Here is a 16,063-nt window from a genome sequence, read left to right on the forward strand (position 1 = left end):
TGATTATTTGAATGTAGGTGGTCGTATGAGCCAAAAAATAAAACAACATCAAGATACTTGTGAGATTTTTTGTTATGACGAAGAAAAGGTCAAACGCATTTCATCAATTGTCGAGGCAGAAAACCTTGCCCCAGTTGCAAGCATATTTAAGGCGTTATCCGATGAAACGAGGCTGAAAATTGCCTATTCCTTATTACAAGAAGGTGAGTTATGTGTTTGTGATGTCGCCAATATTATTGGTGCGACAATGGCAACGGTATCTCATCATTTACGTCATCTTCGAAATGTAGGTATTACCAAAAGTAGAAAAGAAGGAAAATTAGTGTTTTATTCTTTAGATGATGAGCATGTCCGAATGCTTGTACAGACAGCGGTTGTACATAGTAAGGAGGTGAAAGATCGTGGATGAAACGAAGGCATTAGAACCTGAAAAAACGGTCTACCGCGTAACGGGATTTACTTGAGCAGGCTGTGCGACTACGTTCGAAAAGAACGTGAAACACCTGGATGGTGTTGTTGATGCAAAAGTAAACTTTGGGGCCTCTAAACTTACCATTTATGGAGCTACAACGAAAAAAGATTTAGAAAAAGCTGGAGCATTTGAAAGTTTGAAAGTGACTCCAGAAAATGGTCAAGGTGGTAATGCGGAGAAAAAGCAGCCGTTTGTTTTGAAATATTTTAATGTTATTATGGCAACTTTTTTAGTGATATTTGGGTATATTTCACAAGCCTTTTATGGAGAAGGACATATTTTCTCTGTGCTTTTATTTGCTGCATCTATTGCAATTGGAGGGTTTTCGCTCTTTAAAGTCGGTTTTAAGAATTTACTACGATTGCAATTTGATATGAAAACATTAATGACGGTTGCAGTGGTCGGGGCTGTAATTATTGGTGAGTGGACAGAAGGAGCGATTGTAGTCATTTTGTTTGCAATCAGTGAAGCACTTGAGCGCTTTTCCATGGATAAAGCAAGACAATCGATTCGCTCATTAATGGACATTGCTCCAAAAGAGGCATTAATTAGGCGAAATGGTCAGGAAATGATGATAAAAGTCGATGAAATTGAAATTGGCGATATCATGATTGTGAAACCAGGTCAAAAAATCGCTATGGACGGCGTGGTTCGAAAAGGACACTCTTCGGTCAATCAAGCAGCGATTACTGGAGAATCAGTGCCTGTCGAAAAGTCTGTAAATGATGATATTTATGCAGGAACGTTGAACGAAGAAGGCTTACTTGAAGTTGAAATCACAAAACACGTAAATGATACGACGATTGCCAAAATTATTCATCTTGTCGAGGAAGCGCAAGGAGAGCGCGCTCCTTCCCAAGCATTTATTGATAAATTTGCTAAATATTATACGCCGGCTATTATGGTGGTAGCTGTACTTGTAGCTATATTACCACCGCTGTTATTGCAAGCTAGCTGGGAACTTTGGGTTTATCAAGGGTTAGCGGTTCTCGTTGTCGGTTGTCCTTGTGCTCTTGTCATTTCAACACCCGTTTCTATTGTTACGGCCATTGGGAATGCTGCTAAAAATGGGATCCTTGTCAAAGGTGGAATTTATTTAGAAGAAGCTGGTGCATTAAAAGCAATCGCTTTTGATAAGACGGGTACTCTAACAAAAGGAAAACCCGTTGTAACAGATTTTACGACTTATCAGGAAAAAATTGATCTAGAAGAGTTACTAGCTATCATTGCTGCTTTAGAATATCGCTCTCAACATCCCCTTGCTTCGGCTATTATGACCAAAGCTGAGCGAGAGAGTATTCCTTACATGGATATTGCAGTCGAAGATTTTACGTCGATCACAGGTAGAGGGATTAAAGGGATCGTTAATGATACAGAATATTATATTGGCAGTCCTTCTTTATTTAACGAATTATTAAACGATAATATACCGCCTCGAGTAGTAGATGACGTTCGATTACTTCAAGAACATGGGAAAACGGCGATGATTGTTGGAACGAAACATGAAATATTAGCTGTCCTTGCAGTAGCTGATGAAGTGAGAGAAACAAGCCAAGAAGTCATAAAGAAACTCCATGATTTAGGCATTAGAAAAACGATTATGCTCACTGGTGATAATAAAAGAACGGCAGCAGCAATTGGTGAATATGTAGGTGTGACGGATGTGCAGGCAGAACTTATGCCTCAAGATAAACTGGATTATATCAAGCAATTACGGTCTGATTATGGAAGTGTAGCTATGGTTGGTGATGGGGTAAATGACGCACCTGCTCTAGCAGCATCTACCGTTGGAATTGCGATGGGGGGAGCTGGAACAGATACAGCACTAGAAACCGCAGATGTCGCGTTAATGGGTGACGATCTATCAAAGCTTCCTTACACGGTGAAACTCAGCAGAAAAGCACTGAATGTCATAAAGCAGAATATTACGTTTTCACTAGGCATTAAATTAGTCGCATTGTTGTTAGTCGTTCCCGGTTGGCTAACCCTTTGGATTGCCATCTTAGCGGATATGGGGGCTACCTTACTTGTTACATTAAATGGATTACGACTTTTACGAGTAAAAGATAAATAACTAATAACTACAAAGAGTTCAAATTTACGCTTTTTTCGCTACTATTACGCTACTTTCCTTGCGTGGCCTATATGGGTAAAAAAAAATGAATAGAGATGACAGCATCAGTACGGATGTAAACAGTACTGGTGCTTTTTTATGATTTTTATTTAAAATAAAATTTCTTACCAATTTTTTTGTCTATCATATTTTCAACACAATTTCTTGCTATATTTAATGAACAAGAACAAAAGCGCTATTACTTTTTGGAAATTTAAGGGCCAAGTTACATGTATGATAAAACAATCGAATAACCGGACAATAACAATTACGATTGATGATACAGGTAGCGGAATACCCGATGATGAGCTTCCTTTTATTTTTGAACGTTTTTACCGGGTGGAAAAATCACGCTCAAGGGAGTATGGGGGTACAAGATTAGGCTTAGCAATTATAAAAATGTTGGTTGAGTTACATCATGGTACCATTTATGTAAAAAGTAAGGAAAAAGAAGGAACTCAATTTACGATTACTTTACCTGTTCAACCTCCTGACAAGATGGGAGGAGAAGACTTATGAAATGGATGGATTGGTTTATTGTTATTCTGTTGCTTTTTATTGGCTTATCTTGCTTAAGTATGTCGATGACTTTAACAACAGATGAAAATTCTATGTACATGTTTATTGTCTCCTTAGTTAAAATTTGTCTTTGGGTAGCAGTCCCCTCATTATTGCTAGGTGTTTTCTACTTATGGATAAAAAAGAAAAAAAGAGATTAGAATTAGGAGAGAAGGGGATAGGATGAGGAATAGATGATAAAAAATAAAGGAGTATTTCTTGGACTCATATTTTCTTTGTTTGTCGTCGTTTTATTTGTAAATCAACTCGAAGGGCAAGCGCATTCAAAAATAGAAACTGTAAACCCAAGTATTAGTGAAATAGTAGAGTATTCACCAGATCAAATAGAAGTAACCTTTGCGGATCCCGTGGAAATCTATTCGGATTCAATTCGTGTCATTGCGTCTAATGGAGCAACCGTACAAACACCTAAACCTGCTATTGATTCAATGAATAAACGGAAAGTCGTACTTTCTTTAGAAGAACCGTTATCAGCTGGAAGGTATACGGTAGAAATTCATGCCATTGCGATGGACGGGCATGAAATTAAGGAGCGCTATCAATTTGAAATCGAGAAAGATAAGATACCTGAATCAGAGTTTTGGAGAAACCTTCAGCTAACGAAATCTATTCCTGCAGATGGTGAAGTTGTTTCAGTTTCTCCAAATCAAATAGAGCTATGGTTCTCTGACGATATTGAACTTGAAGTCGTTGGTTTATTTGACGATAATCAAAAAATGATACAAGTCGTGGATTATACAGGGGGCCATCAAGGTCCGCGGCAACATTTTACCATCGAATTAGACAGTGAATTGCCTAAAGGAACCTATGAAGTGAATTGGTATGTTAAGAAAGATAATAAGAGCAAAAATGGAACCTTTTATTTTGCAGTAGAAGAAGTAACTTCAGTTATACCGCCCGAAGGACAAAAAGTAAAAATGATAGTGTTGTCTAATATTGGGCTGAATGAGATCGCTAGTTGGTTATCCTATATAGGCGTCTTCATTCTATTTGGCGGCATGTTCTTTCAATTGTTCATTGCTAGAGGGAGTGGCTGTACAAACAAGTGGAAAAAAGCCAAACTTGTATTATATCTAATAAGTTTAGTTGGATTTCTATTATTGGTAACTACTCAAATTTTTGAGTTTCCCAACATTTCCTTAGGAGAATTCTTGAAATTCCAATTTGTCTGGGGAATTTTAATTCAAATTGCACTAGTAATGATCGCTTTTGTACTTATGTCTACAAAAGCACCGTTCATTTTGCTTTATGGAGTCATTTTTATGTGGGCACTGTCTGGACATGCTGTATCAGAACGTTATGGTGGTATTCTCTCGATCATTTTAGACGCAATTCATCTATTTTCCATAGCGATTTGGTTAGGTGGTCTCGTTACATTATTATTGATGATCCCAAAAGATAATGGGTTAACATGGTTAAAAGAGAAAGGAAAGATCTTTTCCAAATATGCTCTTATTAGTATGGGGGTCATGCTTTTATCGGGTCTAGCGATGTTATATCGTTATTTACCTTCTTTTTCCTTGGAAAGTTTAACGATAAGCAGCTGGGGGCAATTTCTATTAATCAAAATCGTTTTATTTATAGCGATTATCCTTTTGGGTATGCTGCAAATAAGGTTAATAAAAAAAGACCTGCAAAACCGAGCAAAAGTTTTTCGTACTCAATTAAAAACGGAATTATTCCTTGGAATTATTATCATTTTCTTTGCGGCCTCTTTAGTTAATGCTTCTCCACGGACGGCGGAGCAGGGGGTCTATCCTGTAAATTCAGATCAAGCGATGAATGTTTCGGTAGAAATTAGTCCTTTTAAACCAGGATATAATGATTTAGTTATGGAATTTCAAAATCCGAATGAAATCAAGGCTGTAGATGTTGAACTGTTTATGCCTCCTATTATGAAACGAACACTTACTGCGTTTCCAGTTGAAGATGGACGTTTTAAAGTTACAGGTAGTCTCTTACATGGCTCTGGAGCAATCTACTTAACGATCCATGTTAAGAAAGTAGATGGAGAAAAAATTACAATTCCTTATGAAATTCAAGTACCTGGAGAAATGTATTAACATAATAATGAAATACTGTACAAATCAATATTGTACGGGAATTTAGGAGACCGGAAAAAAACGATTCCACAGATTGGTGTGGAATCGTTTTTATCTGAAGTTTTACTCGAAATATGCATTCTTAAGAGGATATATAAACGTATTTAGAGGTAGTTCATAATAAAAAGAACGTAAAATAAATACAAATACATTTATCCATTTTGGTCAAAAGTGTGTTAAACTAATAGTAATTAAAATTGAGAGAAAGGGGTGAAGTTATGATAGCAAACTTTTTAAGGAATCATACTACATCAACACTAAAGCGTGATTTGATTTCTGGGTTAACATTATTTGTTATGCTAATTCCTCAAGGAATGGCATATGCAATGCTCGCGGGGCTTCCCCCTGTTATGGGTTTATATGCGTCAACCATTCCTGTATTTGTCTATGCTATGCTAGGTTCTTCAAGGCATTTATCTGTAGGTCCGGTTGCTATCACATCATTACTCGTTTTCTCAGGAGTTTCTGTATATGCAGAGCCTAATTCTTCCTCTTACATTTCAACAGTTATTGTTCTTGCTTTTATGGTTGGAGCCATTCAAGTACTATTTGGATTATTAAGGTTAGGATTTATTGTGAAATTTATTCCTCATTCTGTCATGAATGGTTACACATCAGCAGCAGCGATTGTGATAGGAGTTAGTCAGTTAAAGCACCTACTTGGAATTGAGTTAGGAAATTACTTGCAGGTTCACCTGCTTCTCCTTGAGGTTTTTCAGAAGTTTAATGATATCAATTCGTTAACAATACTGATTGGCGGAGGGTGTATTGTACTTTTATTAGCAATGAAAAAATGGACTCCGAAACTTCCCGCTGCTCTTGTGGCTGTCGTTTTATCAATAGTAACCGTTGTATTTTTCCGTTTAGAGACACAGAATCTTCGCGTGGTCGGTGATATACCAAACGGCTTTCCAGGTTTCGCTTTCCCTCATATATCTTTTGAACTTATAAAAATGTTAGCCCCTCTAGCCTTAACCATTGCAATGTTGGGAATCATGGAGTCTCTATCGATTGCAAAGACAGTTGCGAAGAAAGAAAAATATGAGATTAAACCAAATAAAGAGTTTACAGCACTAGGTTTTTCTAACATCGTTGGCTCTTGTTTTTCCTCGTTTCCTGTGAACGGCAGCTTTTCAAGAACGGCGGTTAATCATCAAGCTGGTGGTGCAACTCAGCTAACCGCAATTATTACAGGACTGCTTGTTATGATAACGGTCACTTTTTTTACATCTTTCTTTTACTATTTGCCTAATGCGACACTTGCTGCAATTATAATGGTAGCTGTTTATAAATTAATTGATATTAAGGAAATGAAACACCTCTTTAAGGTTAAACCATTTGAGGGTTGGATATGGGTTGCTACGTTTTTAACAACATTGTTTGTCGGAATTCAATGGGGGATTATTTTTGGTGCACTCTTTACATTAGTTCTTATTATTAAAAAAAGTGCAGAACCAAATATTGCTCAGTTAGGATATGTTGTAAAAGAAAAGAGCTTTCGTGATATAAGTCGTTATCCTGAGGCGATTACTGCAAACGAAGTCGTACTCCTACGAATTGATTCGAGCCTTCACTTTGCCAATATCTCATTTTTAGAAGAAAAGATTAAACAACTTCTTAATAACAATACAATCCAATGGCTCATTATTGAAATGAGTGGAGTAAATGATATTGATACGATTTCGACTCAAAGATTAGGCGAGCTCATCGATTCCTATCAGCGTAAAGGGGTTACTGTTTTATTCGCACATATGAAGGGGTCTGTTCGTGATACGGTTAATAGGGTCGGATGGCAGGAAAAATATCAAGGTCAACAATATCATCTAACGATTGACCAACTATTGAGAGAAAAGGGTCTTCGCTCGTATTTTGATCCATCTTATCAATATGTAAGTGCTGGGAAGGATGTTTGGAATAATGATTATATCATTTAAATTTTGCTTCGATTTTGGTAACTTATATCAAGGTCGAGGCTTTTTCTTTAGATAGAAAAGGTGACAGTGTTAAGTTTCAAGCATGGTATAATAAAGCAAAGCTTTAGCGAAAGTGGTGTATACCTTGATTAGGGACTTCTTATGGGATGATTCGAAAAAAAATAAAAATAAAAAATCACTCTATCATCTGATTCATAGTAAAGGGCCAATTTCAAAATCTGATGTGCTGAAATCATTTTCTGTACCTCAAACGACCTTGACAAGAATGGTAGCTGAACTTGAGAGTAATGGGTGGATTAGGTCAGGAGGCTTCGGCCAGCCAAGTGGTGGGAGGCCTCCTATTTTGTATAAGGTACAAAAAGATTCAGGATTTTTGATCGGAATTGAAATTGCTAGAGTTGTTCAAGTGTTACTATTAGATATCGAGTTTAACATTTTAAATCGAAAAATGTTTTCGGTAACGACAGAGCATACGCCAGAGGTCACCATTTCTATCATTATCGATATGATCAAACAGCTAATTCAAACCCATCAGCTTTCGGCTAACGATATCATTGGTATTGGAATTGGGGCAGTAGGGCCACTAGATCGAAAAAATGGAAGAATGATTAATCCAGAATCATTTATTGCACCGGGATGGGACAATGTACCGATTATTAACGAACTGCAAAAAGAATTTCCGGTCCCAATTATAATAAACAATGGTGCAAATACAGCGGCCCTTGCAGAATACCAAGCCCAACTCTTTTCAAGTGAGAACCTCTTATATTGTATTAGTGGGTACGGTATTCGCTGTGGTTTTATTCATGCTGGGATTTCTCTTAACAGTCGTCAAGGAGATGCTAGCTCGTACGGACATATTATTGTAGAACCTGGAGGACGACTGTGCTCCTGTGGGAAAAGAGGTTGTTTGAACGCTTACAGCTCCTTTGGTGCCATGTTTGAGCAAATTAAGCGAGAAGTACCAAGCTTGGAACTGACATCTTCAAGTCAATTAGTAGAAGCTCTCACCCAAAAAGTACAAATTGTTGAAAAAGTTGTTCTTGAGTCGGCATATTATTATGGGTTGGCGATTGCAAATATGATGAATCTTCTTCATCCAGACGTAGTATTGCTACAGGGGAGGTTGATCGAAGAAAGCGGAGCCTATTTGAATAAGGTAATTAGCATTGCCACTGATCATGCGTATTCAAGCCGTAGCCAAGATATCATTATTCGTAAAGGACAATTAGGAAGAGATGCCGTTGCGGTTGGAGCCGCAGTAGAAGTGTTTCAATCATTTTTTAGTAAAGAGTAATTAGTTGTAATATAGAATATGAAAAATAAGAAATTTATTATGTAAAGTATTTGACGATGCTTTAGTCAAAATAGCCTGATATGAATATATTCAAGGCTAATTAATATAATGTAAGAAGAAGCAGAATTTAAATTTTAAAATTCTGCTTCTTCTTATATCCTCTACATAACTTCATTTATTTTAAACTTCATTCTTTGTATATAAACCTTTTGTATAAAGAATGGTCATATGTTTAACTAGTTCATCACTATACAAATGAAATGTTTATGTGGGAACTTATAGCTAGTGACACTAATCATATAATTCAAGTATATATAAATAGGGGTGAGTATGTGAAATGTCGAAGGACGTGAATACAGTTGGTTATGCTATAAGCAAAGATAGAGAAGACACTCTATCTAATTATCAGGAAGAGTTTTATATTGGAGATAAAATTTACTTGGATGGAAATTCGCTTGGATTAGTCTCGAAGCGGGCTGAAGGTGCTTTAATGAAAGTTTTTAATGCTTGGAAGCAATACGGAATCGATGGTTGGACAAAAGGTGAATTTCCGTGGTACTATTTGTCGCAAAATTTAGGGGAGAAGCTAGCCCCACTCGTTGGAGCGAATCCAAGCCAAGTGATCGTTACGGGGTCAACAACTGTGAACATTCACCAATTAGTTTCTACTTTTTATAAGCCGACTTCAAGGCGATACAAAATTTTAGCTGATGATGTGACATTCCCTTCTGATATCTATGCTCTTAAAAGTCAAATTCAACTAAAGGGATTTAACCCAAATGATGCGCTAATTAGGGTTGAAAGTAAAAACGGGATGTTATTAGAGGAAGAAATTATCAATAAAATGGGAGATGAAGTTGCACTTATTCTATTGCCAAGTGTCCTTTATCGGAGTGGGCAAATTCTAGATATGAAACGCCTTACGATGGAGGCTCATAAACGCGGAATTATAATCGGATTTGATTTATGTCATTCTATTGGAGCCATTCCCCATTACTTAGAAGATTGGGAAGTAGATTTTGCTGTCTGGTGCAATTATAAGCACATCAATGGCGGACCTGGTGCTGTAGGAGGATTGTATGTGAATCGTAAGCACTTTGGTCAAGAACCAGGGTTAGCTGGATGGTTTAGTTCTAGACAAGATGTTCAATTTGACATGAGTCATGATCTACAAGTGGATGTTGATGCAGGAGCGTATGAGATTGGTACGCCACACGTTTTAAGTATGGCTCCTTTACTGGGGTCATTAGAGCTCTTTAACGAAGCCGGTATCGAAAAAATAAGGAAGAAATCTCTTGATTTAACCAATTATTTAATTAAGTTAATTGAACTTGAATTAAACAAATATGACTTTGTCATTGCGAGTCCATTAGAAGAATCAAAAAGAGGGGCCCATGTTTTACTAGAACATGAACACTCAGCAAGTATTTGTAAAGCATTGAAGAGTTATAATATTATCCCTGACTTTCGAGCACCGAATTTTGTAAGACTCGGCCCTGTTGCTTTATATAACTCATTTTATGATATTTGGAAAACAGTTAATACATTAAAGAAAATTATGGAAGAAGAGCATTACAAAAAGTATAAAAACACACGCGATATTATTGCTTAATGAGGTGTAGTAATAACGAGTGAAAGTAGAATGAAGGAAGGTCTGTGATAATATTTTGATCACAGACTTATTTAATTTGAATTACAAAGTTTTTTAATCTATTATCTCTCTTTTTGAAGAAGCGTGTTAGAGAATAATTCGATATGTTCCTGTTTGTATTATTATTAAAGTCGATTTTAAATTCTATTAAAAGGAAATAAAATTAGGTGAAAAGTACCGCATCAAACTATATTTTGATGTAAAATAAGAAGGTGTCGTATTTCGAGTAGTTTTGTCGAATAGAGAGTTTTCTAAAGGTTATTTAAGGAGAGGTAATTTCAAATGGAGAAATATAGACAAGCCTTATTGCAAAAAATTCAAAAGCAATTACATCAATGGTTTAATCAATATAAACCTGTTTTTCACTTTGAAGTTTATCGATTCCTTCATTCTATTCAAGGTACAGCAGCAACGATTGGATTGGATGAAATTTATCGTATCAGCGTGCGATTAATTTCTGAAGTAGATAAAAATGAAGACAAAGAGTGGGAAATCTATAAGTTACAACATTTCTTAAGTGAACTTGTTACGGTTTGTTATCAAAATATAACGGGGGATCTATCATTCGAAGATGACCCAGTCGTAACTGTTAATACTGATCTACCAGAAATTTTGTTAATCGATGATGACATAACACTACTAATGTACTTAAAGGAAGAATTAGAAAGACAAGGCTGGCATGTATTTGCAACAGCTGATCCAGAAAAAGCAATTTCATTCTTTTACGATTATCAGCCTGACTGTGTCATTATCGATTTGTATTTGAAAGAAAAAACAGGGTTTAGTATTCTAAGTATATTAAATCACAAGTTAAAACAACAGTTTGTGCCTCAAATTATGATAAGTGTAAACAATGGTAAGGAAGTTCGTATGAAAAGTTATGAACTAGGAGCGGATGATTTTATTGCCAAACCATTTGATATTCATGAATTTATTATCCGAGTAAAGCGTCAACTGGAACGTAAGACCTTAGTCGATAGTCTTGTTCTTAAGGATGAATTATCGCTTGTATATAATAGAAAGTATTTAATAATTGTTTTTGAGAGATTGTGTAATGATATCTATCGTGAACAAAATAGCTTTTGTTTAGCGATTTTAGATTTAGATTATTTTAAGCGAATTAATGATCAATATGGCCATTTAGTTGGGGATGAAGTCATTAAAGAATTTGCTGCCTATCTAAATAAATATAGTAGAAAAAATGATACAGTTTTTAGATATGGTGGTGAAGAATTTATCATCCTTTTTTCAAATACAAGGATGTATGAAGCAGCAAAAGTATTAAATCGACTACTGCAAGGATTTTCAGAAAAAGTATTTGAAACTGGTAAAGAGGAATTTAGTGTTACTTTTTCAGCAGGGGTAGTTGAAGTAAGTGACCCTGATATTGAAATAGAGTCATGGCTGAAAGTAGCTGATAGTGCTTTGTATAATGCAAAAAAACATGGCAGAAATCAAATAAAACTTTGGGATAGTAAACTATTAAAAGCTCAAATGCGAACTGTTCATGTAGCAATTGTTGATGATGATCTAATCATTCGTACAATATTAATTGATATCTTAAAAAGAATAGTAGATGAAGGTCATATTGAGTTAGAAGTTTCATCATTTAAAAGTGGTAAAGAACTTTTTCAACAAGAATGGCATAAAACAGAAAAAACGGGTTTGATAATTCTCGATGGTATTATGCCTGATATAGATGGGAATGAAGTATTGAAACGAATTCGGTCATTAGAAAATAATAATCGCTTTACAGTTCTAATGCTAACAGCTAGAAAAAGTGAAAAGGATATTTCACAAGCTCTACAGTTGGGAGCAGACGATTATGTAACGAAACCTTTTAATATTCATGTGATAGAAGACAGAATTAAACGTTTGCTTCGAAAATTAAAATAAAAGTTTTATATATAGAGAGAGGAAGGTTTGAATTGAATAAAATCTTGTTAGCTGAAGATGAGGAAGTTTTACGAATGTTGGTCGTTGATACATTAGATGATGAAGGTTATACAGTGGATGAAGCGACTGATGGTGAAGAAGCTTATGAACTAATTCAAAAAAATGATTATGCTTTACTCTTATTAGATTTTATGATGCCAGGAATGACTGGGTTAGAAGTGATTGAGAAAGTTAGAGAGTTACCTGAAAAACAAAATTTGAAAATTATGATGCTCTCTGCGAAAAATCAACAAGTTGATAAAGAACAGGTTAAGCTGGCAGGTGCGGACTATTTTATCTCAAAACCGTTCAGCCCTATGATGTTAGTAGAAGTGATAGGAGAGATATTAGGTGATTCAAGCGACTAAAAAAAATTTACATCGACAAATGATAGGAATGCTAAGTGTTGTCACCATATTGATATTAATGGCTAGTATTATTTTTCATTATTATGGATTAGCTCATGATAAACAGTTTGAAGAAAGAAATAATTATTTAAAAGAAAAAGAAACAGCGGCTACTCATTTGGAAAAGGCTTTTAATCGCGTATTTTTTGAAGCAAGAGGGTATATTGCCTTTCAACAGATAGAAATGCTAGATGAAATTGATAAACAACGTGTAAACGTTGACTCTATTATTTATCAGTTGAATAATAATGCAGATAGTAATCAAGACTATTTATTTTTGAGTCAAGTTACTGATTTTTATAATTATTATTTTCAAGAACTTTTACCAAATGCAAAGCTATATATAGAAGAAGGTCAATTTGAGGAATTACACAATTTTGCAGCAGAAGAGCAAGCGACAATAAAAGTTAATGAATTTCAACATACTTTGTCTACCTACTATGATTATATCAATCAAGAAGTAGTGGAACATTTTCATTTATATGCAAAAGAAAAAGCAAATTTGCGCTGGATATTTATTATCTTTAATACTCTGATGATGCTTATTATTTTAATGTTGACAAGAAGGATGTTTGTGCGGTTAGAAAAACCGATTCAACATTTAGCAACTGTTGCAGAAAAGATAAGTGATGGAAAAGAGGTTGGGGTTATTGAGAATGTTGAGCGCCAAGATGAAATAGGTGTTTTATCAAGATCCTTCCAAAAAATGCTAATCAATGTTCAACAAAATGAACAAGAGTTAGTAGCACAAAACGAAGAGTTAATTGCCCAACAAGATGAGCTACAAGCTCAACAAATTGAGCTACAAGAAGCATTAAAGTATAAAGAAGAAAACGAAAGAATTTTAAAAAGACGAAATGAACTAGTGAATGCTCTTTCAAACACTCTAGATAGGAAAGAGTTATTAAATGGTTTTATCTATAACATGGCAAAGTTAATTGATGCTGATAAAGGGATGATTGTGCTATTAGACAATCGCGATTATGCGTCAATTGGTGTATGTGATAATGGTATTCAACAATTTTTACGAGATGTTGATAAAAGCTTTTTAGTGCGACTAAAAGAAACGAAAAGACCGTTTATTCTTGAAAGGGAAAGTTCCACCGATGAAAAGGGATATTTTACTGAGTTTATGAAGAGCTTTGATATTATTATTCCTGTTTTTTCCACTGATAAAGAGATGACTGCTGTAATGGTATATACTCGCATTGGAAAGCGATATACAGATAATGAATTAGTAGAATTTGAAGGGTTAGCAAAGGAACTTTCTTTATCACTAGATAAAATAAAATCGTACGAAGAAACAGAAAGCCAGCGTCGTCTAACAAAAGAGATTATAGATACACTTCGTGAAGGAGTCCAATTAGTGGATGAAGATGGTACCATTCTACAATCAAATGTTCAGCTTAGTAAGTTACTAGGGGTTGAAGGCTCTCAAAGTCAAATTCCATTGTCTCAATGGCTAGGTCATTTATCGGGACGGATCAAACAGGAGAAAGAATTACATCAGTTTATGATGAATATCCACAATAGAAACATCATAGAAGCTGACTCATTTATATATGAAATTATTGAACCTAAACGAAGCGTAATTAAACTTTATTATGAGCCTTTATATAGAAATAATAAAAAAATTGGTTCTGTTTTTGTTCATCAAGATATAACAAAACAATATGAGATTGACCAAATGAAATCAGAGTTTGTAAGTACAGTTAGTCATGAGCTTCGTACACCACTTTCTAGTATTTTAGGATTTTCAGAAGTTCTTTTGCATAAAGAGTTAAAGCCTGAGCGTCAACAGAAATACCTGACTACTATTCATCAAGAATCAAAAAGATTAACAGCATTAATAAATGATTTCTTAGATGTTCAAAGGATGGAGTCTGGTAATCAAACCTATGAAAAAAATTATTGCGACGTGATTCCAATTATTCAAAGAGTTATAGAAGCTCAAAAGGTGAATACAGATATTCATCAGTTTAAAATTAAGCAAGAAACGGATTATTCGAAGATTTTAGGGGACAAAGATAAGTTATACCAAGCATTTAATAATGTCATTGCTAATGCAGTAAAATATTCACCAAATGGTGGATGTGTAACCATTACGGTTTATGAAAAAGAAACAAATCTTAATATTGATATTAAAGATGAAGGATTAGGTATACCAAAGGAGGCGGTACCTAAGTTATTTAAAAAATTTTATCGTGTAGATAATTCGGACAGGCGTAAGATCGGTGGTACGGGACTCGGATTATCTATCGTAAAAGAAATTTTGAAAGCACATGAGGGCGATATTACAGTTCAGTCAGAGCCACAATCTGGTAGTACCTTTAGTCTTTATTTCCCACTAGTTAAAAGTTTAAATTGGATAAAAGATGAAAGTTTCAATCAATCAATACTAGGAACGGTTGTCATTATAGAAGATGACTTAAGCCTAGGTTCATTACTACAAAATGAGCTTCTAGATACTGGCTTTAATGTGAAGTACTATCAAAGTGGAAAAGAAGCCATTAAGGATATGAAAGCTATGAACGATAAGCCAGGTGCGATTGTAATTGATATTATGTTAAGTGAAGATGTGAATGGATGGGAAATTATTACAAGCTTAAAGAAAGACGAGCGGTTAAAAGATATTCCTATTTTCATTTCATCTGCGTTAGATGACACCGAAAAAGGGAAAAAGCTTGGTGTAAGCAATTACTTAGTAAAACCATATGAACCAAGTAAACTTTCAAAAGCAATTCTTCAAACATTTTTGAAAAACGACAGCTTCGGACAAGTCTTATTTCCTGTAAACAAGAGCTCAGTAGTAAAGTCTTAAAGAAAAAAATGAAATTACCATAACCTTATCAAGTAGACAATGAAAAAAAGAGTATTTTAGCTGCGGCCTTTTCTCGACATTCAATCGGGGATAGGCTTTTAATTTTTTCTTTCGGCTTTATATAATTAATAATTTGGTTTTTGTGCTTGTTATTGAGACGATCGTGTAATTATTGGAGAGTAGCCTAATAAATTAGGTATTTACAATAGTAACAATACCTACTATTTTTTCATAGTTTGTTGGGAAGAGTATTCTAAGTATTCGTGAATTCTCTTGTTGTGAATTTCGTTCTGTTTCCCCTTTCGTGCTGCTGGTGTCCATTATTATTTTAAAATATGGAGGTTATAAAAAATGAATGATTTTCAAAGAGAACTTCAAATGTTGAATGTTGGTGATTTCCAGGCGAACGAGGCAGTTCCTTGGGAACAAAACCAATATTATATTGATCAGGCTCGACAATGTGGTGGGTTTGGACGTTGCTTCAGCTGCTTTATTTGCTTTTTTTGTTTTAACTGCTTTAACTGTTTCCGTTGCTCTAATTGCTTCCGTTGCGCTAACTGCTTTAGATGTGGTGGTCGTTGTGGCGGTCGTTGTGGTGGCTGTTTCGGTGGTCAATCTTAGTTTCTTTACGCTAAGTGGGGTACTTAAAAGGAGAAGAGTCTGTCCCTGTATGAGTTGTACAGGGACTCATTCTTCTTTATAGACATAGTAGACAATCTGAAGTACATAGATTATAAAGGTGAAAGTAATAT

At 35.1% G+C, this 16,063-nt stretch carries 12 protein-coding genes; all 12 read left to right on the plus strand.

The genetic code is table 11. The annotated features are described in order from the left end of the window. Window positions 1-25: 25 nt before the first annotated feature. A complete protein-coding gene (locus J0N78_RS13330) occupies window positions 26-409 on the plus strand; it encodes an ArsR/SmtB family transcription factor (RefSeq protein ID WP_209123604.1) in 384 nt (127 codons plus the stop codon). Beyond that, complete coding sequence (locus J0N78_RS13335) at window positions 402-2,546, plus strand: heavy metal translocating P-type ATPase (protein WP_307794931.1); 2,145 nt, start codon at window positions 402-404, stop codon at window positions 2,544-2,546. Before J0N78_RS13330 ends, J0N78_RS13335 begins: the two co-directional genes overlap by 8 nt. A gap of 273 nt (window positions 2,547-2,819) precedes the next feature. Continuing rightward, the gene (locus J0N78_RS13340; RefSeq protein ID WP_247747295.1) at window positions 2,820-3,104 is read left to right on the plus strand and encodes a sensor histidine kinase; all 285 of its coding nucleotides are present in this window, start codon (window positions 2,820-2,822) and stop codon (window positions 3,102-3,104) included. After that, window positions 3,101-3,304, plus strand: coding sequence for a hypothetical protein (locus J0N78_RS13345; RefSeq protein ID WP_209123606.1), 204 nt, complete (start codon window positions 3,101-3,103; stop codon window positions 3,302-3,304). Before J0N78_RS13340 ends, J0N78_RS13345 begins: the two co-directional genes overlap by 4 nt. A gap of 33 nt (window positions 3,305-3,337) precedes the next feature. After that, entirely contained in the window at window positions 3,338-5,227 is a 1,890-nt protein-coding gene (locus tag J0N78_RS13350; RefSeq protein ID WP_209123607.1) for a copper resistance CopC/CopD family protein, read from the plus strand. A 257-nt stretch (window positions 5,228-5,484) separates the two neighbouring features. Then, window positions 5,485-7,200, plus strand: coding sequence for a SulP family inorganic anion transporter (locus J0N78_RS13355; RefSeq protein ID WP_209123608.1), 1,716 nt, complete (start codon window positions 5,485-5,487; stop codon window positions 7,198-7,200). A gap of 343 nt (window positions 7,201-7,543) precedes the next feature. After that, window positions 7,544-8,497 carry an ROK family protein gene (locus J0N78_RS13360; RefSeq protein ID WP_209123609.1) on the plus strand — a complete coding sequence of 318 codons (954 nt, stop codon included), beginning with the start codon at window positions 7,544-7,546 and terminating at the stop codon, window positions 8,495-8,497. A gap of 337 nt (window positions 8,498-8,834) precedes the next feature. Beyond that, window positions 8,835-10,109 carry a kynureninase gene (kynU, locus tag J0N78_RS13365; protein WP_209123610.1) on the plus strand — a complete coding sequence of 425 codons (1,275 nt, stop codon included), beginning with the start codon at window positions 8,835-8,837 and terminating at the stop codon, window positions 10,107-10,109. A 321-nt stretch (window positions 10,110-10,430) separates the two neighbouring features. After that, window positions 10,431-12,044, plus strand: a complete 1,614-nt coding sequence (locus J0N78_RS13370) for a GGDEF domain-containing response regulator (RefSeq protein WP_209123611.1) — start codon at window positions 10,431-10,433, stop codon at window positions 12,042-12,044. A 32-nt stretch (window positions 12,045-12,076) separates the two neighbouring features. After that, window positions 12,077-12,451 (plus strand): response regulator, encoded by a 375-nt coding sequence (locus tag J0N78_RS13375; protein WP_209123612.1) that lies wholly within the window; start codon window positions 12,077-12,079, stop codon window positions 12,449-12,451. Continuing rightward, window positions 12,435-15,311, plus strand: coding sequence for an ATP-binding protein (locus J0N78_RS13380; RefSeq protein ID WP_209123613.1), 2,877 nt, complete (start codon window positions 12,435-12,437; stop codon window positions 15,309-15,311). The genes J0N78_RS13375 and J0N78_RS13380 overlap by 17 nt, the downstream gene beginning before the upstream one ends. 378 nt (window positions 15,312-15,689) lie before the next feature. Beyond that, window positions 15,690-15,932, plus strand: a complete 243-nt coding sequence (locus J0N78_RS13385) for a heterocycloanthracin/sonorensin family bacteriocin (RefSeq protein WP_374193911.1) — start codon at window positions 15,690-15,692, stop codon at window positions 15,930-15,932. Window positions 15,933-16,063 lie beyond the last annotated feature (131 nt).

It is taken from the genome of Alkalihalobacillus sp. BA299 (assembly GCF_017745675.1).
Lineage (GTDB): Bacteria > Bacillota > Bacilli > Bacillales > Bacillaceae_F > Alkalihalobacterium.